Source organism: Chryseobacterium taiwanense (assembly GCF_000813825.1).
GTDB classification, from domain to species: Bacteria; Bacteroidota; Bacteroidia; order Flavobacteriales; family Weeksellaceae; genus Chryseobacterium; species Chryseobacterium taiwanense.
Window position 1 is genome coordinate 49,215 of record NZ_JWTA01000015.1, and the last position, 19,768, is coordinate 68,982.

21 protein-coding genes are annotated in these 19,768 nt (G+C 35.7%); 6 read left to right on the forward strand and 15 right to left on the reverse strand.

The annotated features are described in order from the left end of the window. Positions 1-20 precede the first annotated feature (20 nt). Positions 21-1,058 (forward strand): uroporphyrinogen decarboxylase, encoded by a 1,038-nt coding sequence (gene hemE, locus RM51_RS14815; RefSeq protein ID WP_039371243.1) that lies wholly within the window; start codon positions 21-23, stop codon positions 1,056-1,058. A 200-nt stretch (positions 1,059-1,258) separates the two neighbouring features. On the opposite strand, the gene RM51_RS14820 is transcribed toward hemE, so the two are convergent. The 7 genes from RM51_RS14820 to RM51_RS14850 all read right to left on the reverse strand — a co-directional run bounded on the left by RM51_RS14820 (position 1,259) and on the right by RM51_RS14850 (position 8,566). Next, positions 1,259-1,891, reverse strand: coding sequence for an NAD(P)H-dependent oxidoreductase (locus RM51_RS14820; protein ID WP_039371245.1), 633 nt, complete (start codon positions 1,889-1,891; stop codon positions 1,259-1,261). A gap of 155 nt (positions 1,892-2,046) precedes the next feature. Next, positions 2,047-2,865 carry a T9SS-dependent choice-of-anchor J family protein gene (locus RM51_RS14825; protein WP_084111159.1) on the reverse strand — a complete coding sequence of 273 codons (819 nt, stop codon included), beginning with the start codon at positions 2,863-2,865 and terminating at the stop codon, positions 2,047-2,049. Positions 2,866-3,014: 149 nt separating this feature from the next. Next, complete coding sequence (locus RM51_RS14830; protein WP_039371251.1) at positions 3,015-4,235, reverse strand: aminotransferase class V-fold PLP-dependent enzyme; 1,221 nt, start codon at positions 4,233-4,235, stop codon at positions 3,015-3,017. A 132-nt stretch (positions 4,236-4,367) separates the two neighbouring features. Then, entirely contained in the window at positions 4,368-5,675 is a 1,308-nt protein-coding gene (sufD, locus tag RM51_RS14835) for a Fe-S cluster assembly protein SufD (protein ID WP_039372015.1), read from the reverse strand. Between the two features lie 161 nt (positions 5,676-5,836). Then, positions 5,837-6,580, reverse strand: coding sequence for a Fe-S cluster assembly ATPase SufC (gene sufC / locus RM51_RS14840; RefSeq protein WP_039371254.1), 744 nt, complete (start codon positions 6,578-6,580; stop codon positions 5,837-5,839). A gap of 139 nt (positions 6,581-6,719) precedes the next feature. Then, positions 6,720-8,168 (reverse strand): Fe-S cluster assembly protein SufB, encoded by a 1,449-nt coding sequence (gene sufB / locus RM51_RS14845; RefSeq protein WP_039371257.1) that lies wholly within the window; start codon positions 8,166-8,168, stop codon positions 6,720-6,722. 68 nt (positions 8,169-8,236) lie between these two features. Continuing rightward, a complete protein-coding gene (locus RM51_RS14850) occupies positions 8,237-8,566 on the reverse strand; it encodes a HesB/IscA family protein (protein ID WP_039371260.1) in 330 nt (109 codons plus the stop codon). 217 nt (positions 8,567-8,783) lie between these two features. Here RM51_RS14850 and RM51_RS14855 point away from each other — a divergent pair, with 217 nt between their 5' ends. Next, entirely contained in the window at positions 8,784-9,698 is a 915-nt protein-coding gene (locus tag RM51_RS14855; RefSeq protein ID WP_052248524.1) for a GLPGLI family protein, read from the forward strand. A gap of 13 nt (positions 9,699-9,711) precedes the next feature. Next, positions 9,712-10,554 (forward strand): GLPGLI family protein, encoded by an 843-nt coding sequence (locus RM51_RS14860; RefSeq protein WP_039371261.1) that lies wholly within the window; start codon positions 9,712-9,714, stop codon positions 10,552-10,554. A gap of 43 nt (positions 10,555-10,597) precedes the next feature. Here RM51_RS14860 and ypfJ read toward each other — a convergent pair whose 3' ends face one another. Continuing rightward, a complete protein-coding gene (ypfJ, locus tag RM51_RS14865; protein ID WP_039371264.1) occupies positions 10,598-11,458 on the reverse strand; it encodes a KPN_02809 family neutral zinc metallopeptidase in 861 nt (286 codons plus the stop codon). A 79-nt stretch (positions 11,459-11,537) separates the two neighbouring features. Between ypfJ and RM51_RS14870 the strand changes: the two genes are divergently transcribed. Genes RM51_RS14870 through RM51_RS14880 form a run of 3 tightly spaced genes read left to right on the forward strand, consistent with a single transcriptional unit; the run spans position 11,538 to position 13,323 of the window. Beyond that, positions 11,538-11,861: a hypothetical protein gene (locus tag RM51_RS14870; protein ID WP_039371266.1), complete on the forward strand. Its 324-nt coding sequence runs from the start codon at positions 11,538-11,540 to the stop codon at positions 11,859-11,861. Next, a complete protein-coding gene (locus RM51_RS14875; protein WP_039371269.1) occupies positions 11,861-12,193 on the forward strand; it encodes a hypothetical protein in 333 nt (110 codons plus the stop codon). The genes RM51_RS14870 and RM51_RS14875 overlap by 1 nt, the downstream gene beginning before the upstream one ends. Before the next feature lie 2 nt (positions 12,194-12,195). Further along, complete coding sequence (locus tag RM51_RS14880; RefSeq protein WP_316932329.1) at positions 12,196-13,323, forward strand: glutathionylspermidine synthase family protein; 1,128 nt, start codon at positions 12,196-12,198, stop codon at positions 13,321-13,323. A 50-nt stretch (positions 13,324-13,373) separates the two neighbouring features. Here the strand turns inward: RM51_RS14880 and ribH are convergent, their stop codons facing one another. The 7 genes from ribH to RM51_RS14915 form a co-directional block, all read right to left on the reverse strand. Continuing rightward, positions 13,374-13,892: a 6,7-dimethyl-8-ribityllumazine synthase gene (ribH, locus tag RM51_RS14885; protein WP_039371275.1), complete on the reverse strand. Its 519-nt coding sequence runs from the start codon at positions 13,890-13,892 to the stop codon at positions 13,374-13,376. A gap of 4 nt (positions 13,893-13,896) precedes the next feature. After that, positions 13,897-14,604 carry a YfgM family protein gene (locus RM51_RS14890; RefSeq protein WP_039371278.1) on the reverse strand — a complete coding sequence of 236 codons (708 nt, stop codon included), beginning with the start codon at positions 14,602-14,604 and terminating at the stop codon, positions 13,897-13,899. 180 nt (positions 14,605-14,784) lie between these two features. Next, positions 14,785-15,321 (reverse strand): adenine phosphoribosyltransferase, encoded by a 537-nt coding sequence (locus RM51_RS14895; RefSeq protein ID WP_039371281.1) that lies wholly within the window; start codon positions 15,319-15,321, stop codon positions 14,785-14,787. Beyond that, positions 15,322-16,530, reverse strand: a complete 1,209-nt coding sequence (locus tag RM51_RS14900; protein WP_039371285.1) for an NTF2-like transpeptidase — start codon at positions 16,528-16,530, stop codon at positions 15,322-15,324. Positions 16,531-16,580: 50 nt separating this feature from the next. Continuing rightward, positions 16,581-17,597, reverse strand: coding sequence for a hypothetical protein (locus tag RM51_RS14905; protein WP_039371288.1), 1,017 nt, complete (start codon positions 17,595-17,597; stop codon positions 16,581-16,583). A 153-nt stretch (positions 17,598-17,750) separates the two neighbouring features. Continuing rightward, positions 17,751-19,082, reverse strand: a complete 1,332-nt coding sequence (locus RM51_RS14910; RefSeq protein WP_039371290.1) for a hypothetical protein — start codon at positions 19,080-19,082, stop codon at positions 17,751-17,753. Positions 19,083-19,090: 8 nt separating this feature from the next. Continuing rightward, positions 19,091-19,768 (reverse strand): c-type cytochrome, encoded by a 678-nt coding sequence (locus tag RM51_RS14915; protein WP_039371293.1) that lies wholly within the window; start codon positions 19,766-19,768, stop codon positions 19,091-19,093.

The window sequence follows — 19,768 nt, forward strand, 5'->3', positions numbered from 1 at the left end:
AATGCTAGTCTAATAAAATTATGATTAAAAACGATCTATACCTAAAAGCACTTCGCGGAGAAACCGTAGAAAGACCTCCAGTTTGGATGATGAGACAAGCGGGAAGATATTTACCGGAATTCATTGCACTGCGTGATCAATATGACTTCTTCACAAGATGTCAGACTCCTGAATTGGCTTCTGAAATCACCGTTCAGCCGATCAGAAGATTTCCGTTGGATGCGGCGATTTTGTTTTCTGATATTTTGGTAGTTCCACAGGCAATGGGAATTGATTTTAAGATGAAGGAATCTATTGGGCCATGGTTGGATACTCCGATCAGAACAATGGAACAGGTTCAGAATGTTGTGGTTCCTGATGTGAATGATACTTTAGGATACGTTTTTGATGCCATTGAACTTACTTTGCAAAAATTAGACAATGAAATTCCATTGATCGGTTTTGCAGGTTCTCCTTGGACGATTCTTTGCTACTGCGTGGAAGGAAAAGGAAGTAAGGCTTTTGATATTGCTAAATCTTTCTGTTTCCAACAACCGGAAGCGGCTCATTTATTACTTCAGAAAATTACAGATACTACCATTGCTTATCTGAAAAGAAAAGTAGAAAAGGGGGTTTCTGCGGTTCAAGTTTTCGATTCTTGGGGAGGAATGCTTTCTCCTGCTGATTATCAGGAATTCTCTTGGAAATATATCAACCAAATTGTTGAAGCTTTAAGCCCTTTAACTCACGTTGTTGTTTTTGGAAAAGGATGCTGGTTTGCCCTGGAAGATATGGTGCAGTCTCCTGTTTCAGCTTTAGGTGTTGACTGGACGATCAAGCCTGAATTTGCAAGAACATTAACGAATCATACGATGACGCTTCAGGGTAATTTTGATCCTGCAAGATTACATTCTACGCCTGAAACGATCAAGAAGATGGTGACTGAAATGATCAACCGTTTCGGAAAAGACAGATATATTGCGAATTTAGGACACGGAATTTTACCTAATGTCCCGGTAGAAAATGCAGAAGCGTTTATCAGAGCGGTGGTGGATTGGAAACCAACAACTCAGTTTTAATTCTCGCAGATTTCACAGATAACGCAGATTTTTACTGTATGTTTGTCATTCCGTAGGAATCTAAGTTCAGTTATTAAAAATATATTTAAATGCGTTGTCGAGATTCCTACGGAATGACAAGCTTTAAGTTTAAATAAAATATAAATCCCCTTTCAAGTACTGAAAGGGGATTTTTTATTAATAAAAAATCAATTAAATAATTAGTTGACTTCCGTAATAAAATCTTCTTTTGATTTTCTAACTTTCGTAAGGTTTACCAACCAATCGCTTGAAGCATCTCTGTAACCTATCGGCAATAATAGAACACTTTTAAGCCCTTTTTCTTTTAAATTTAATATTTCATCCACCGCTTCAGGAGAAAAGCCTTCCATCGGCGTAGAATCTACCTCTTCGAACGCTGCAGCGATAATTGCTGCTCCGAAAGAAATATAAGCCTGCTTTGAGGCATGCGTAAAGTTTTCTTCAGCAGATCTTTGCGGGTATGTTCCCAACAGCATTTGTCTGTAATTTTCCCAACCTTCGTTTTTAAAACCTCTGATATCATTTGTCAGATCAAACATTTTGTTGATTCTTTCCTCTGTATAAGTATCCCAAGCTGCGAAAACCAAAAGATGTGAACAATCTGTGATCTGTGGCTGATTCCAAGCGTGAGGTTTAATCTGTTCTTTGATCTCCTGATTGGTAACAACGATGATTTCAAAAGGCTGAAGTCCGCTTGATGTAGGCGCTAATCTTGCTGCTTCTAATATTTTATCCACTTTTTCCTGTGGTACTTTTTGACCGTTCATTGCTTTGGTAGCAAATCTCCAGTTCAGTTTTTCAATTAATTCCATAGATTAAATTTTGACCTAACAAAAGTACTCCATGTACTACAATTCTGATACAAGGTTTTTTAAATTTGATCTATTGTTAACATCTATTCTTTATGTTGAATTCAAATAACTTTATATAAAAAGAAAAAAGCTCCCATTTTCAGGAGCTTTATCAATTATTCTTTAATAATTTTTTTCCTAATCATTTCTTTTCCATCATCGATAAGAATCATATAAGTTCCTTTCGGAAGATCAGATAAATTGTATGATCCGGATGTATCGGTAAATGTTTTCACCATTTTTCCTGACATATCAACTATAGAAATTTTCGAATTAGATTTTAGATCAGACTTGATGTAAAGATTGTCTTTTACAGGATTCGGATAGATCTGAAGCTTATCTTCATGCGAAATATCGGAAGTTGCCAACGCAGCACTTGTAATTGTTATATCATCAATTACAGCACCGTAAGAATAATCTCCAGCATCATTATACACAAACCTAAGCTGGAAATTAGCATTGATATAAGGTGTTAAATCAATGTTTGTAGCATTGTCATAAGAATTAACAACATACATAAAGGTATTAAAATCAATTCCCCATTGTCCGGAATCTCCTGCAGAGCTGAATACCTGAACCCAGGAAGTTCCGTTATAAACCTCGACTTTTACGGTAGAATCAAGGTCATAGATCATATTGGCATATTTAAATGATAATTTGGGACTTGCCACCCCAACAAGATTGATAACCGGAGATACTAATCTTGCATTAGAATTAATACTTGTGGGACCTGCATTATCATCATCGAAAAAAGCAGCACCACTTGGAAAAGTTGCAAAACCTGACTGACTGCCAACTGCCCAATTAAAGGAACTATCCGGATTGTTGACTGTCCATCCTGAAGGCATTGAGCCTCCATTAAAATTCTCGGAAAACACTTGTGCATGAGATATTATTCCACAAGCTAACAAAAAGAAAAGTAATTGTTGTTTCATGGTAACATTTTAAGGTAGAATAAATATAGTAAATTATTTTAAATCAACGAGATAAAAAATCACACAAAACATTCATTTCAAATAGGTTACAATAAAAAAAGCACTTCCAGATTTTGGAAGTGCTTTTTAAAATTTATTTTTTTTAAGAATTAACTTAGCATTCGTTGAGCTTTTTTCACCCCTTCTACAAGTGAATCGATCTCACTGAAGGTATTGTAAACTGCGAAGCTGGCTCTCACCGTTCCTGCAATATTAAAAAAGTTCATGATAGGCTGTGTACAGTGGTGTCCCGTTCTTACGGCAATTCCCATTTTATCAAGAATCATTCCTACATCAGAAGAAATCCCCACTCCTTCAAGATTAAAGGAAACAACACCCGTTCTGTGAGCTTTTTCGCCGTATACTTTCAATCCTTCGATTTCCAACAGCTGTCTTTGAGCATATTCCAATAAAGCATTTTCATGATTCTGGATATTCTCCTGCCCTACTTTCTGAATAAAATCAATCGCAGCACCTAAAGCAATATTTCCTCCTACATTCGGAGTTCCTGCTTCAAATTTAAAAGGAAGTCCGGCGTAAGTAGTTCCGTCAAAAGAACACGTTGCAATCATTTCTCCTCCTCCATGAAATGGTGGCAGATCTTCAAGAACTTCCTGCTTTCCATATAAAATCCCTGTTCCCATCGGAGCATACATTTTATGACCTGAAAACACAAAGAAATCACAATCCAATTTTTGAACATCGATTGTAAAATGTGGCGCAGACTGAGCGCCGTCAATTACGATATAAGCATTGGAATGGGCTCTTGTTTTTGCAATGATTTCTTCAATAGGGTTTACAATTCCCAAAGCATTTGAAACCTGATTTACAGAAACAACTTTCGTTTTCTCACTTAAAAACTCATCTAATTTATCCAATTGAAGAATTCCATTCTCATCGATCGGAATGACTCTTAGTTTCGCTCCGGTTCTTTCACAAAGCAATTGCCATGGAACAATATTGGAATGATGCTCCAGATAAGAGATGATAATTTCATCATCTTTTTTTAATTTCTGAGTTAAAATATAAGAAATAAGGTTTAATCCTTCCGTTGTTCCTTTTGTGAAAATAACTTCAAAATCATGTTTAGCATTGATGAATTTCTGGATCTTTCTTCTGGAAAGTTCCATTTCTTCTGTTGCTAATTGACTTAATGTATGAATTCCTCTATGTACATTCGCGTTAAGCTCTGTATAATATTTGTTCCAAACCTCTAAAACTGAATTAGGTTTTTGCGAGGTTGCTGCATTATCTAAGTAAACTAAAGGTTTACCATTCACCTTCTGATCTAATATAGAAAACTGACTTCTGATTTCCTGAATGTCAAACATTTATTAAAATTTTAAATTAAAACGTTCTTATTTAGAACTCTTCAAATTTACGGCTTTTTCTTAATACTTGCTGTTAAAGAAAAGCAAAAAGCACTTCAGATCGAAGTGCTTTTTTATATTATCAAATACTGATTAAAATTCAATATCTACTTCTAATTTCTCAGCCAAAAGCTTTGAAATTTTGTCTTTTAGTGGCTCAATATCGATATTCTGCATCGCATCGTTTGCGAAAGCATATAGAAGTAACGCCTGAGCTTCTTTTTTAGAGATCCCTCTTGCTCTCAAATAGAACAATGCATCTTCGTTTAACTGACCGACTGTACAACCGTGAGAACACTTCACATCGTCTGCAAAAATTTCAAGCTGAGGTTTTGTATCAATAGTAGCTCCTTCACTTAACAACACATTGTTGTTTTGCTGATATGCATTCGTTTTCTGAGCAATTTTATCTACAAAAACTTTTCCGTTGAAAACCCCATGAGAATTTCCGTTGAAAATACCTTTGTAGTTCTGATAACTTTCACAGTTTGGCTGATTGTGGTGAACCGCAGTGTGGTGATCTACCAACTGATCTTTCCCAATAATCGTGATTCCGTTCATGAATGAATTGATATTCGATCCGTTCTGAATGAAATCTAAGTTATTTCTTACCAATTTACCTCCGAAAGAGAATGTATTTACAGTCGTTAAACTGTCTTTTTCCTGTTTTGCGAACGTATTATCAATTAAGTAAGAAGTATCGTTATCGTTTTGTAATTTATGCCAGTCTGCTTTTGCATTCGGATACGTGAAAATTTCAGTCACAGAGTTTGTCAACACATACGTATTGTCAAAATTGTGGTGACTTTCAATGATTTCCACTTTTGCTCCTTCGTCTACGATTAATAAGTTTCTCGTGTTGTAGAATGTATTTTCTTCCTGATTCTGAGAAATGTAGAAAACGTGGATAGGCTTTTCAATCACAACATTTTTAGGAACTTTCAAAAAGAAACCATACTTGCAATAAGCCTGATTCAAATTCGTGAAAGCCGATTTATCTGCAGCAATTGTATTAAAATATTTTTCAAAAATATCTCTGTGTTTCTCATCATTCAATGCGTAATTAAATGAAAGAAATTCAACATTTTCAATCGATACTTTAGATAACTCTTTATGAAGTTTACCGTTTACGAACGTAATCCAGTCAAAGTTTTCTTCACCTAAGTGCAATTCATCTAATTGCTCTTTAGTGATATTATGACTTTCTTTCGGGAAAAAGTTATATCCTTTTTCAGTAATCTCCTTTAGGTTGGTATATTTATATTCTTCGTCTTTTTTAGTAGGAAAACCAAGTTTCTCAAATCTTTGAAGAGCCGCTTTTCTATCATCATCCAGAAATCTGTGACGAAGACTCTCCAAAAATTCATTATGATTTTCTATAACTTGTTCTTTTAATGCCATTACTGGTATATCTGTGGTTTGCACCATTTTTCTTTTTATTTGAGCTAAAATATTGTCATTCCGAGGAACGAGGAATCTAATTTTTATTAGAGATTCTTCATTTCGCTATGCTTCATTCTGAATGACAATGAGAAATTTTTAATCTCCGAAATTTTTTCTTCTTAGTTAAGAAGCCAGTCGTACCCTTTTTCTTCAAGCTCCAAAGCAAGAGATTTATCACCTGTTTTGATGATTTTTCCGTTTGCCAAAACGTGAACGAAGTCAGGTTGGATATAATTAAGCAATCTTTGATAGTGAGTAATCAAAAGAACCGCATTTCCTTCATTTTTGAATGCATTTACACCATCTGCAACGATTCTCAATGCATCGATATCTAATCCTGAATCAGTTTCATCAAGAATAGCCAATTTCGGATCTAGCATCATCATCTGGAAGATCTCGTTTCTTTTCTTTTCACCTCCTGAGAATCCCTCATTTAATGATCTTGAAAGGAAATCTTTTTTGATTCCTAATTGCTCAGATTTTTCACGAATCATCGCCAACATTTCTTTTGCAGGCATTTCTCCCAATCCGTTTGCTTTTCTGTTTTCATTCATCGCAGCTTTGATGAAATTCGTTACAGAAACTCCCGGAATTTCTACCGGATATTGGAAAGAAAGGAAAATTCCTTTGTGAGCTCTTTCTTCAGGAGCATCTTCGATGATATCTTCACCTCTGAAAATGATTTCTCCGTCTGTAACCTCATAATCTTCTTTTCCTGCAATCACAGAAGAAAGAGTAGATTTACCAGCTCCGTTCGGCCCCATGATAGCGTGAACTTCACCTGGTTTTATTTCAAGATTGATACCTTTTAAAATTTCTGCGCCATCTTCAATTTTGGCGTGCAAGTTTTTTATATTTAACATACATTCAAATTTATCGCAAGGTCAAACTTTGAGTATATCCTTTGTAACACTAAACCACAATTAACAAAGGCATTAACGCTAGCGAATGAAATATTATTTTTTTATTTTTTATCTTAATTCCCTTTTCAATAAACTAAGATTATCCTACAGATCCTTCTAAAGAAATCTCAAGTAATTTTTGAGCTTCAATAGCAAATTCCATTGGTAATTTATTTAAGACTTCTTTACTGAAACCATTTACGATCAAAGCAATTGCTCTTTCCGTATCGATTCCTCTTTGGTTACAGTAGAAAATCTGGTCTTCCCCGATTTTTGAAGTTGTTGCTTCGTGTTCCAATTGTGCAGAGGGATCTTTGATCTCGATATAAGGGAAAGTATGTGCTCCACATTCGTTACCCATCAATAAAGAGTCACACTGAGAGAAGTTTCTTGCTCCTTTTGCAGTTGGCATTACTTTTACCAACCCTCTGTATGAATTCTGAGATTTTCCTGCAGAAATACCTTTAGAAATAATCGTAGATTTTGTATTCTTTCCAATATGGATCATCTTTGTCCCTGTATCGGCATACTGATGATTGTTGGTTACTGCGATTGAATAAAATTCACCTACAGAATTATCTCCTTTCAAAATACATGAAGGATATTTCCAAGTCACCGCAGAACCTGTTTCAACCTGAGTCCAAGAGATTTTTGCATTCTTTTCGCAAAGTCCTCTTTTCGTTACAAAATTGAAAACTCCACCTTTTCCTTCTTCATTTCCCGGATACCAGTTCTGAACCGTTGAATATTTGATTTCAGCATTATCCATTGCGATCAACTCAACAACAGCTGCGTGAAGCTGGTTTTCATCTCTCGATGGTGCTGTACATCCTTCAAGATAAGAAACATAACTTCCTTCGTCAGCAATTACAAGCGTTCTTTCAAACTGACCTGTTCCTGCCTGATTGATACGGAAATACGTAGACAATTCCATTGGACATTTTACTCCTTTTGGAATGTAACAGAAGCTTCCGTCAGAGAATACTGCAGAATTTAATGCTGCATAGAAGTTATCTCCTCTAGGAACTACTTTCCCAAGATATTTTCTTACTAAATCCGGATGATTTTTAATAGCCTCAGAAATTGAACAGAAAATGATTCCTTTTTCCATCAATGTATCCTGAAAAGTTGTCTTTACAGAAACCGAGTCTATTACGATATCTACCGCAACGCCAGAAAGTCTTTTTTGCTCCTCGATATTGATTCCTAATTTTTCAAAAGTCTTCAATAACTCAGGATCAACTTCATCTAAGCTTTCCAATTCCGGCTTAGCTTTTGGTGCTGCGTAATATTTAATCGCCTGAAAATCCGGTTTTTCATATTTAATATTAGCCCATTCCGGCTCTACCATTTTCAACCAGATTCTGAAAGATTCCAAACGCCATTCTGTCATCCATTCCGGTTCCTCTTTTTTAGCAGAAATCGCACGGACAATATCTTCATTTAAACCCGTCGGGAAATCTTCATAATCGATTTTCGTTTCCCAACCGAATTCATATTTTTTATTTTCTAGATCGACTCTTAGATCGTCTTCAGTATATTTACTCATTACTTTTTTTTAGATTTCAGATGTTAGATTTCAGAGTTTCGTCTGATTTCCTTTATCTAATGTCTTTTCTATAAAGAAAAACTTTCTCCGCATCCACATGTTCTTGATGCGTTTGGATTGTTAAAAACAAATCCTTTTCCATTCAAACCTCCAGAATACTCTAGAATTGTTCCTGCCAAATAGAGGATTGATTTTTTATCTACAATAATTTTAATGTCATTGTCTTCAAAAACCTGATCTGTATCTGTTTTCTCGTTGTCAAACTTCAAAACATACTCTAAACCAGAGCATCCTCCGCTTTTCACCCCAACTCTTATATAGTCTTCAAAAGGTTTAAAACCATCTTCTGTCATCAGTTGGATGGCTTTCGCTTTTGCTTGATCTGATACTTTTATCATTGTATTTATTTAGAATGATTTACTTTCTGCAAAAATACGAACTAATTTCCGCAATCTCAAATTGAAGATATCTATTTTAATGATTCTGTTATTAATAAGATCTTTCTTAATAGGGTTGCTAATGTTAAAAAATGTATAAATTTTCGCCTTCAAATCTGCAAATTCCGTTTTTGATTTAACTTTGAGCAGTATTTTTTATCTATTAAAAAAATTAACAATGAAACAGAAATTGCTTGTTTTTTTTGTATTGTTTTCATTAATAAAGTCCTATGGGCAGACAACGCGATATATTTATGAAACTTCAGTAAATCCTGATTCCATCAATCTGGTGACCATGAAAACGGAGAGAACCTTCTTAGATATTAAAGCAAATCGATCTTTATTTATCAGCGAAAATAAATTAATCCGGGATTCTTTATTTGCGACTTTTAAGCCTGAAGAAAAAGGAAGTAAGAAAAAAGAGAACAAAGATTTTTCAAAATCAGGAAAGATAAAAAGACCTGAAGCTACTTTTTTTGAATATTTCATCACAAAAGATATTCCTGAGCAAAAAGTCTATTACCATGACAGAGTGGGTGGAAAACAGATTTATTATCCGGAAGACCGCCCGATAAAATGGGAAATTACTAATGAATCCGGAAAACAAAACGGATATCCTGCTCAGAAAGCAGTTGCTAATTTTGGAGGAAGAATCTGGACGGCTTGGTTTACAAAAGATATTAGTATTTCCGACGGACCTTATAAATTTTCAGGTTTACCCGGACTTATCGTAAAACTGGAGGATGACAAAGGGGATTATAGATTTGATCTTGTAAAAAAAATCATCTTACAAAACTCTTTTGAAGAAACAACTAATCCTGACGCAAAACTAAGCACAAGGATTAATTTTCAGGGAGATAAAGCGGCGTTGGAGTTGGAATCGATGAAAGGAAGAAAAAACATGCTCGGAAACGGAGCCGGAATGCAAAATTTCGGAGGCGGCAGAAGACACGGAGGAGGAATGAATGGCGGTGGTATGGGACAACATCCAGGAGGAATGGGAGGCGATATGCCGATGCCCAATATGAATTCGGAAAGTGGCAGTTCTCCAATGATGAACACCGCTCCTCAAAACCCAATTGAATTAAGATAAAAAATATAAATAAATGAAAAAGTTAGGAATTATAGCTTTAGCGTTGTTCATGCAGACTGCTTTTGCACAAGCCAACAGATTTGTGTATCAGGTGACCATGAAACCAGACGCTTCTAATAAAAATGACATTAAAACCGAAAATGCCTATTTAGATATTTCGGCAGAAAAATCTCTTTTCTATTCTGAAAACAGGGTTAAAAGAGACTCTATTATGCAAAAAGCCTTTCAAGGTGGCGGCGGAAGAGGAAGCTTCAACAGAGATCAAATGGAAAGCCTAAGATCAAACATCAACTACTCTATTGAAAAGGATAAAGAAAATCAGAAAACGATTTATAAAGACCGATTAGGAAGAGATATCTATGTATACGAGGAAGACCGCCCTATTAACTGGAAAATTTCTTCAGAAACGACTAAAATAGGTGATTATAAAGTTCAAAAAGCAGAAACGGATTTTGGAGGTAGAAAATGGACTGTATGGTTTACAACAGATCTACCGTATCAAGATGGCCCTTATAAATTCAGTGGACTTCCAGGACTTGTTGTAAAGGCTGAGGACGACAAAGGAGATTATTCTTTTGACTTAATGAAAAATTACAAAATCGCTGAAATCCCAGCTTTAAATCAGTTTGGAACCGTGATCAAAGTAAAAAGAGCAGATTTTGTAAAGCAACAGGAAAAATTTAAAACCGATCCAATGTCATTCATGAATCAAGGTGGTGGCGGTGGAATTGGTGCACCGATGAGAATTGGCGGCGGTGGCGGTGGAAACCAAAACCCGGGTGATATGAGAAAGAGAATGGAAGAGAGAGTAAAAGATGAAGCCAAAAGAAACAGCAACCCTATAGAAATTCAATAAAACAAAAATCCTGAAGAAAATTCTTCAGGATTTTTTATTTCGATTAATTACTTAAAAGCTGATTGAAGGTATTCCCTTGTCGGATATCTCCGGTATTGTATCCTTTCATAAACCACTCTTTACGCTGAGCTGAAGATCCGTGAGTAAAGCTTTCTTGGTTGACATATCCTTGTGATCTTTTTTGAATATTATCATCTCCCACCGCTTCTGCAGCATCTATCGCAGACTGAATATCTCCCGGTTCCAATATACGTTCTCTGTTATCCGTTTGTTTTGCCCAAAGTCCCGCATAAAAGTCTGCCTGAAGCTCTGTAGCAACGGAAACTTTATTCACCTGTGCTTCGGAATAGTTTCCACTTGTTCTTACTTTATCGGTTTCACCCAGCGTTCCCAAAAGATTCTGTACATGATGTCCCATTTCGTGAGCCATTACGTAAGCGATGGAAAATTCGGTTACCTTAGCTCCGAAACGCTGTTCCAATTCTTTAAAAAAACTCATATCCATATACACCGTCTGATCTGCCGGACAATAAAAAGGCCCCATTGCAGATTGAGCTGTTCCACATCCTGATTGTGTTGTATTCTCAAATAAAACGACTCTTGCCGGTTGATATTTCAATCCGTTTTCCGCGAAAACTTTAGTCCAGGTTTCTTCATTTTCAGCAGTTACCATTTCTACAAATTCTCTTATTTTAAGCTCATTCTCGTTAAGTTGTCTTTGTTCAGTTGCTGCTCCTCCACTTCCCATACTTCCTGAAGAAAGAATAGAAGAAGGATCGCCTCCCAGAAAAAATACAATCGCTGCAATGATAAGAGTTCCAAGCCCCCCTCCTACAATTGCTCCGCCACTGCCAGAACCTCTTCTGTCTTCTACGTTGCCGCTTCTATCGTCTGTCCATTTCATATTTAAGTTTTTATTTTATATGTAAATTTAAAATAATATCATTACTAAATAATTACTTTTGTGAAAAATTAAAACTAAAGTGAAAAAAATTCAAATTTTCCTTTTATTATTGGGAGTATTGAGCTTACAGTCTTGTAATGAAGAATATAAAGAAGATGAAGTAAACAGCATCGACAAAAATGCATCTATCGAAACAGAACTTTCTGTAAAGCATATCGACTCCGCAGATGTTTTAATCACCAAACATAAAATCTGGAAAAACAACAAACTTTTCAAAGAGATTATCAAGACCGATACGATTCCTTCTTTGGGAGATACTCTCGTGAGTGGTGAGAACAAGGAGGGTTATGATCAGACTGCAAAAACCAAAAAAGATTACGAATTTTATATCACCGTTCAGTAATGAAAAAATCAAGTTCTATACAATTGCTTTTTGTAACAGGAATTCTTGCTTCATGTACCCAAAACAAACCTGAAGACCAATGGAAGAATGAGAAAAAAGTATACATGAGATCTGATTCTACAGCATCTTATACCAGAAGCCATGGTTTTATGCCGGGATTTTTTTGGTATCATGCTTTCAGACCTTATGGTTCATTTCATAACGGCTCTTATCAGAAAGCAGGATATTACAGTGATGCTATAAGCTCAAAATCGAATATCGGCAGAAGCACTTATAAAGGAAATGTAACAAGAGGAGGATTGGGAAGAAGCGGATTTAGAGCATCATCATAATTATGGAAAGAATTACCTCCGGTTTCCGAAAAAACTGGGAACACAAACTTGAAAATTTAGGCTTTGGATACCATTCTTTAGAAGGTCTTTATTGGGATGAAAGCCATTATTATCAGTTCTCATCAGAAGAAATCAACAAAATAGAAAATGCGACTGCCGAGCTTTGGCAAATGTGCCTTGAAGCGGTAGATTATATTATTGAAAAAAGTCTTTGGCACCGATTCAATATTCCTGACTGGTTTAAAAACTATATCATTACAAGCTGGGAAGAAGACCATCCTTCTATCTATGGTAGATTTGATTTTGGTTTTGACGGTACTAACCTCAAACTTTTAGAGTTCAATGCAGACACTCCGACATCTTTGTATGAAGCTTCTGTAGTGCAATGGTACTGGCTTCAGGAAATGTATCCGTACAAAGATCAGTTCAATTCTATCCACGAAAAGCTGGTTGATTACTGGAAGTATCTTAAGAACTATATGAATCCTCATTATATCTATTTCGCATCGCTTACGAATATTGAAGATGCAACGAATGTGGAATATATAAGGGATTGCGCCACTCAAGCCGGGTTTGACACTGAATTTATCGCGATTCAGGATATTGGCTGGGCAGAAGACATTGAAGAATTTATTGCAGGAGATAAAACCATTATGGAATATATCTTCAAATTATATCCTTATGAATGGATTCTTGAGGATGGTTTTGGAGAAAAGCTTATTAAAAATAATTTCAGATCTCAATGGATAGAACCTGCCTGGAAATTATTGCTTTCTTCAAAAGCTATTTTACCTATTCTTTGGGAACTTTATCCTAATCACCCTTATTTACTTGAATCCTATTTTGAGCCCAAACATCTAACTGATTTCGTAAAAAAACCTATCTATTCAAGAGAAGGCGCCAATGTGACATTGTTTAAAAATAATATGCCTTTGGAGCAAAATGACGGAGTATACGGGAAAGAAGGCTATATCTATCAACAACTGTTTGATCTCCCTAATTTCAATGGAAATTATCCTGTTATCGGAAGCTGGATAATTGGTCAGGAATCTGCCGGAATTGGCATCAGAGAATCCGTTAATTTAATTACCAATAATCAGAGTCGTTTTATCCCTCATCTGATTGATTAACATAAAAAAGGAGCTTGATATAAGCTCCTTTTTTATTTTCTTTATTTCTATTAAGAATGTCCAAATCCGATATTTCCTTTTTTCCCGGATAAATTCTTCTTAAAATCGATCATTCTTAGAGCGGTTACTGCTGCTTCCACGCCTTTATTTCCAAGATCTCCTCCACTTCTTGCAATAGACTGCTCTTTGGTATCATCAGTCAGTACACAGAAGATGGTAGGGGTATCGGTAAGGATATTGCAATCTTTGATCCCTTGAGCTACTGCAGAACAAACGAAGTCAAAATGAGGCGTTTCTCCGCGAATAACGCAGCCAATCGCAATTACTGCATCATATTTTCGCTCTTTACAAAGCTGCATACTCGCATAGTTCAATTCAAATGCTCCGGGAACTGAGAAAAGCGTAATATTCTCACTCTTCACCCCTTCTTTTTCAAGAATTTCCAATGCTGCATCACGAAGGTTGTACGTTACAAAATCATTCCACTCAGAAAAAACAATGCCGATTGAAAACTCATCGGCATTAGTTATATGAAGTGGCTTGTAATCGGAAAGATTAACTGTTGCCATGTTTTTAATAATATTTAGTCATTTCGATATAAGAATCAGACATTCCGTTGTCGTAGTCCTGATATTTCTCGTCAATTGTAGCAAAATACTTTTTAGCTTCGGCATTTTTCTTAAGACCTAATGCTACGATTCCTGCTTTTCTTGTGAAATAATAGGCTGTGTAAGGATCATCAGAAGCAGAAGAAGCTTTATCTAATAATGCAAGCGCTTCATCATTCTTGTTAAGACCTGATTTTGCATCTGCCATTGCTCCGAATTTCATTGCCATCAACGTTTTGTTGTCAGAAGAGAATTTATCTAAAAGATCATATGCTTCCTGAAACTTCCCAGCTTTGAATTTCAATAGACCAGCATTGTAAGCTGAAAGCTTTCCAACTTTAGTCCCAGAATAGTTCTCATATGTTCCTAAAAACCCTGGATTAGCGGCAGATTTACCACCAAGAGCTTCTTTATCTTTTCCTTCAACAGCATATTTCTGTGCAGCAAGGTAACTTTTTACAGCTTCTACGTTCTTTGGAGCCTCTACAAATTGCTTATATCCAAAAAAACCTAAAACTCCCAAAACTAAAACTCCGAAAACGATTCCGATTTGTTTTGAGTATTTTTCAAGAAATCTTTCAGTGTTTAAAGCTTCTCTGTCAAGATCTTTAAAAAACTCTACTGTTTCTTTACCTTCTTGCTCATTCTGAGCATTCTTTTCCAATTTTGCCATAAATTTTTAAAAATTGAACTGCAAATTTAATTGTTTCTTAGTGATTTACAAAATACTTTGTGCGTATTATTGATAAAAGTGAATAAATATTCCGTGAATGAAGTAAATTGCTAATCGTCATTCATTAAAAAAGCTTCATAAATCACGTTTATGAAGCTTTTAACTATTGTTTGAAAATTTTTAATATTCTAAAATATGATAGATTTCGGCGTTGAACTTTTTCAGTTTTTCATCACCGTTCAATCCTTTTAACCCAATCAGGAAACTGAATTGTGCAACTGTTGCACCTTGTTTTTCCACTAATTTTGCCGCGGCTTCTGTAGTTCCTCCTGTTGCTAAGAGATCATCATGAATCAAAACTCTTTGCCCCGGCTTTATTTGCCCTTCTCTAGTCTCAATAATCGCACTTCCATATTCCAGATCATATTTTTCTGAAATAATCGGTGGTGGAAGTTTTCCTGCTTTTCTGATCAGGATAAACGGAACTTCCAATGCTACTGCGATGGCAATTCCGAATAAGTAACCGCGACTTTCAATTCCGCAAACGGCATCTATTTTTCCTTTGCTGAAAGCTACCAAGTCTTCAATTACTTCTTCGTACAATTTTGGATTCAGAAATATGGGAGAAATATCCTTAAACTGAATTCCGGGAATCGGAAAATCAGGGATATTCTCAATTGTGCTTTCAAGCTTTTTGATAAGGTCTGATGAAGCCATTTATGGGTTTATTTTATAACTTGAGATCTTCCAATCTCCATTTACATTTTTAAGTCCGAAAGTTACTTTCAAAGAAGTTGTTTTTCCGCTTTTATCGGTAACGTCATATGTTGCATTCACACTTGCCCCATTTGCGTTAGATCCAGTAGTTGTGATGTTTTTAACACTTACATTTTTCACCGCTCCAAATCCTGAATTTGGATTTGAAAATGATTCATAACTTCCCCAGCTTGGATTGTTTGAAGAATTGTAAGCCGCTTTCAAATTCTGTGAACTCACATTATTTAAAAAGCTGTTTACTGTTGTTCTTGGATCCGCTGTCGGTTGTTTTGGAGCTGCCGGAGTTGGTGTTGGCGTTGTTGTCGCATTAGGATCTGTTGGAGTCGTTGGAGTTGTTGCTCCAGGATTATTCGGATCAATTACAGCCGGATCCTGATTTACTGCCGTAGAATCTACTTTAGGAGCTTCCGGAACTTTCAATGCTGAAGGATTAACATCTAATCCGATCTTTGACATTTTGAAAGTTTTAGCCGTCGTTTTTACAGAAACCGTAATATCAATTTTATTATCGATCACCTTAGCTGCCGGAATTGAAGAGAACTTTAAATTAAATCCTTTAAAGTTATTATCCTGCATCAGGTTTTTTGCTGTTGCCAGTTTTTCTCCATTACTGAAAACTTCAAGAGTTGCTTCTAAACCTGCTCCTGTAAAAGCTACAGGGTTTCCTGCGTTATCTACCAATCTTGGCACAATCTGAAGCGCTGTTGGAGCTCCTGCCCCATCGTCTCCTGTTGGTCTTGTAATAATACTTAATGAGCTTGCTCTTACATCATTTGGATCGCTTTCTTTTGCCTGATCATCCCCGAAAATATTCATTTCACCCAAAGATGGCGGTGCTGTACTTGCCCATTCTATCCCATTTTTTTGAGCCACTTCATCTGCCAAAGCCAGGATTTCCGGAACTTTTTTACCGTTAATCAATTGTCCTAAAGCTTTAAGCTCATTGATATCTCCATCTGCATCTACTCCAAATGTTTTCAAAATGTATAAGGCTTCATTAAATTTAATCTGCTTGATCGTAGGCAGACTTGAAGTCATATCATTAATACTTGATTGTAATGTTTTTGTATTCGTTGCATCTACATGATCTTTTTTACATGCTGTAAACAGCAATAAACTGAGAATTAGTAGAAAAGAAAACTTTTTCATTTTTTTCGGGTTTGCTGCAAATTTAGTAAAACCATTTATTAATGGAGATTTTATTTTTTATTTTCTTGTTCTTTTAGATCGTCTTTAAAGAAAGAACTGAAAATAGTCTGCATGTTTGGAAATGATGAATCCTCCCAATATTTTGTTGAATAATTACTCACGTCTTTATCGAATTTTACTTTCTCAACATCTTTTTCATTGCTAAAAGAGAATTCGGTAGGGTAAAAATTTGTGTATAAAATCAATTGATTATAATCCGGTTCGCTTTTGTGTTTTACTTTAAGAAAAGCGATCTCATTAAATTCTAAAAAGTCACGCAATGTTTTTTTTGAGTTCTTTTCATAAGAGGCATTCAAAATACTTTTCAAATCGAAAAAACGGTATCCAAGAAATGCAAATTCTTTTTTCTGCAATGCTTCTCCTGTAATTTCAATCTGGTCTTTTTGGTCTCCTTTCAGTTCCTTGATCACAGAGTTTTTCTTTTTATAGTCTAAGATGTTTCCTACATCCTTCAAATCCGGAAGCTCCAATGAATTGGTAAAGTCGAAAGTAATCGTACGTTTTCTTTCAAGCTGTACATTTTCTAATTTGAATACTCTGTACTGTTCTACATTTTTACTTTTAAGTTTTTTAGTTTCGTTATCGAAGATGTAAGTTATGATTCCGTCTGTGTAACTGTTCAGCTTATTGTTTACAGTAAGATATGAGTTAAAGTTTCCTTTTATGATAATATATTTAGCAGGCTTGCCGTTTTTGATTATAACAGGTTCAATATCTTTTACACGATCATTAATTTTAATGGTTCCGTTATCGAAATCAGAATAGGCCAATGAAGCTACGGTAAAGTTATCATAAACTATCTGAAACTTTTCTTTGGATGGGTCTAAGTCCTTTTTATCTATTTTCCCGTCAATATCAGAAAACGCCAAAATATTTCCATCACTTCCAAGAACTGAAACCTTAGGAAGGGGCTTGTTATTTTTCTCGGAAACAAAGGTGATGGTTTGTGCATTGAAGAATTGTAATGCAAAAATAAAAAGGATCTGAAGCAGCAGTTTTGTTTTCATGGCAATTTCTTTTTAATGTTTTATTTTTAATACTAAGACCTCTGAAATTAAAAAAGGTTACACAAATGATTATAAATTTTCAATTATTCGCATAAAAAAAGACCGATTGTTTAACAATCAGTCTTTTATAATTTTATTTTGTTACAATATTCCTTAGAAAGGATATTCGTAAATCTCAGATTCGTGTAGGAATGGGTTTCCTGTAGGAATAAGTTTTAGTTTCGATAATGCTGAAAGCACTGTGAACATAAATAACCCTGCTACAAATAGGATTGCTCCCAATACTAATAAGAATACTTCAGGAGTGTTCCAGTATGGACCAACCGTTCCCGGCATTACCATGTTGAAGTAATCTAAAATGTGACCACAAATAACCACTACAGCCATTGTTGTAACCACTTTATAGTTTCTCTTGATACTGCTACTTACTAATACTAATAATGGCAACAAGAAGTTAACAATAAGCATTGGTAAGAACGTTGGAGAATAGTGTTGGAATCTTCCAAAGAAGTAGTTAACCTCTTCCGGAACGTTCGCATACCAATAAAGCATGAACTGAGCGAACCATGTATATGTCCAAAGCATACTTGTAGCGAAAAGGAATACTCCTAAATCGTGTAAGTGATTATCATTGAACTGTGGAAGGAATCCATTTTTCTTAAGGTATACACTTAGTAAAATGATTACTGCAATACCACTTGATAGGCAGCTAACCATTGAATACCAGATATACATTGTAGAATACCAGTGAGGGTCAATAGACATCAACCAGTCCCAAGCCCAAGCTGCAGAAGCAAATCCGAAGAATGCGATATATCCAACTGCCCATCTGTAAAGCATTTGATATTCTACTTTAGATTTAGTCTCATCTACTTTCTTAGACTGAGCTTTCAGTTTCCATGCGAAGAAAGATGCTCCCAATACATAGATGAAAGTTCTTATTGCATAGAAAGGTATATTTAAGAATCTTTTCTTTTCGAATAGGATTACGTCGAAGTGAGCAGACTCAGGGTCTGTCAATTCAGGATCCATCCAATGGAACAAGTGACCATTATGCGTGATATTTAAAATCATTAAGATAATTAAAATAGCACCACCCCAAGGAATATAAGAAGCAATAGCTTCCATTACTCTTGTAATAATGATTGGCCATCCTGCGTGTGCAGCGTGCTGAATAGAATAGAAGAATAATACACAGCAGCTAACTCCAAAGAAAAATACAGCTACGAAATGTATTGCTGCTAAAGGCTGGTTGTGAACCTGTAATGTAGCATGCTCAAGGTGAGCAGCATGATCCTGAGGTCCTACCATTTCACTTGAATGTGTAGGTGCAGTATGACCAGAAGCATGAACAGCCTCCATCATTTCTCCTATTTTCTCAGTAGAGATTCCTTTGTTCATAAAGAAACCAATACCAAATAGAACTAAACCTACAACAAGAAGGATTATAGAAGTTGATTTTAATTTTGGTGAAAAACTATACATTTCTTTTCTTATTTTTTAGTTTCGGTAGTCGTTTCAGTTGTTGCTGGTGCCGCTGCTGGTGCTGCCGCTCCTTTTTTGAAAGCACTCATCACATACATAGCTACTCTCCATCTATCTCCTGCATTCAATTGACCTGCATAAGATCCCATGTTGTTTCTACCGTTCGTTAACACATAATGAACAGATCCTACAGTAACATCTCTGTCAGCATAGTTTGGTACTCCAGAATATGCTCCACTCTGTACAATAGATCCTTGTCCGTCACCACCTACACCGTGACAAGCAGCACAAGTTTTCTCAAATAACATTTTCCCTCTTTCGATATCTTTTTCTGCATTTGCAGGATTCAAAGGAGAAGCTGTTACTGCTTTTGAAGCTTCATAACCCGCGTTGTACTCGTCAGTTGTTTTAGGTAATTTTCCTTCTTCAAAAACTCCGTCTTTATTTTGAGGCACCGATCCTTCTACTGGAGAAAGACCTGTTGCACCATTATTTTTAACAAATGCTGGAATTTCATTTTCATGATCTGAATAAGCATCCTGAGCTTTCATCAATGGATCGTAAGCTACCGGGAAATACATATCCGGGAAATACACCAATGGAGTATTTTCTTTCGGTCCGCAAGAGTTAAGTAAAACTGTTGTTAAACCTAAAACTGCTGCAATTCTTAATACGTTCTTTTTCAT

What these genes read in the sequence shown, in the direction of transcription:
- hemE (WP_039371243.1), top strand. Translation starts at nt 21, where the DNA reads ATGATTAAAAACGATCTATACCTAAAAGCACTTCGCGGAGAAACCGTA.
- RM51_RS14820 (WP_039371245.1), bottom strand. Translation starts at nt 1,891, where the DNA reads ATGGAATTAATTGAAAAACTGAACTGGAGATTTGCTACCAAAGCAATG.
- RM51_RS14825 (WP_084111159.1), bottom strand. Translation starts at nt 2,865, where the DNA reads ATGAAACAACAATTACTTTTCTTTTTGTTAGCTTGTGGAATAATATCT.
- RM51_RS14830 (WP_039371251.1), bottom strand. Translation starts at nt 4,235, where the DNA reads ATGTTTGACATTCAGGAAATCAGAAGTCAGTTTTCTATATTAGATCAG.
- sufD (WP_039372015.1), bottom strand. Translation starts at nt 5,675, where the DNA reads ATGGCATTAAAAGAACAAGTTATAGAAAATCATAATGAATTTTTGGAG.
- sufC (WP_039371254.1), bottom strand. Translation starts at nt 6,580, where the DNA reads ATGTTAAATATAAAAAACTTGCACGCCAAAATTGAAGATGGCGCAGAA.
- sufB (WP_039371257.1), bottom strand. Translation starts at nt 8,168, where the DNA reads ATGAGTAAATATACTGAAGACGATCTAAGAGTCGATCTAGAAAATAAA.
- RM51_RS14850 (WP_039371260.1), bottom strand. Translation starts at nt 8,566, where the DNA reads ATGATAAAAGTATCAGATCAAGCAAAAGCGAAAGCCATCCAACTGATG.
- RM51_RS14855 (WP_052248524.1), top strand. Translation starts at nt 8,784, where the DNA reads ATGAAACAGAAATTGCTTGTTTTTTTTGTATTGTTTTCATTAATAAAG.
- RM51_RS14860 (WP_039371261.1), top strand. Translation starts at nt 9,712, where the DNA reads ATGAAAAAGTTAGGAATTATAGCTTTAGCGTTGTTCATGCAGACTGCT.
- ypfJ (WP_039371264.1), bottom strand. Translation starts at nt 11,458, where the DNA reads ATGAAATGGACAGACGATAGAAGCGGCAACGTAGAAGACAGAAGAGGT.
- RM51_RS14875 (WP_039371269.1), top strand. Translation starts at nt 11,861, where the DNA reads ATGAAAAAATCAAGTTCTATACAATTGCTTTTTGTAACAGGAATTCTT.
- RM51_RS14880 (WP_316932329.1), top strand. Translation starts at nt 12,196, where the DNA reads ATGGAAAGAATTACCTCCGGTTTCCGAAAAAACTGGGAACACAAACTT.
- ribH (WP_039371275.1), bottom strand. Translation starts at nt 13,892, where the DNA reads ATGGCAACAGTTAATCTTTCCGATTACAAGCCACTTCATATAACTAAT.
- RM51_RS14890 (WP_039371278.1), bottom strand. Translation starts at nt 14,604, where the DNA reads ATGGCAAAATTGGAAAAGAATGCTCAGAATGAGCAAGAAGGTAAAGAA.
- RM51_RS14895 (WP_039371281.1), bottom strand. Translation starts at nt 15,321, where the DNA reads ATGGCTTCATCAGACCTTATCAAAAAGCTTGAAAGCACAATTGAGAAT.
- RM51_RS14900 (WP_039371285.1), bottom strand. Translation starts at nt 16,530, where the DNA reads ATGAAAAAGTTTTCTTTTCTACTAATTCTCAGTTTATTGCTGTTTACA.
- RM51_RS14905 (WP_039371288.1), bottom strand. Translation starts at nt 17,597, where the DNA reads ATGAAAACAAAACTGCTGCTTCAGATCCTTTTTATTTTTGCATTACAA.
- RM51_RS14910 (WP_039371290.1), bottom strand. Translation starts at nt 19,082, where the DNA reads ATGTATAGTTTTTCACCAAAATTAAAATCAACTTCTATAATCCTTCTT.
- RM51_RS14915 (WP_039371293.1), bottom strand. Translation starts at nt 19,768, where the DNA reads ATGAAAAAGAACGTATTAAGAATTGCAGCAGTTTTAGGTTTAACAACA.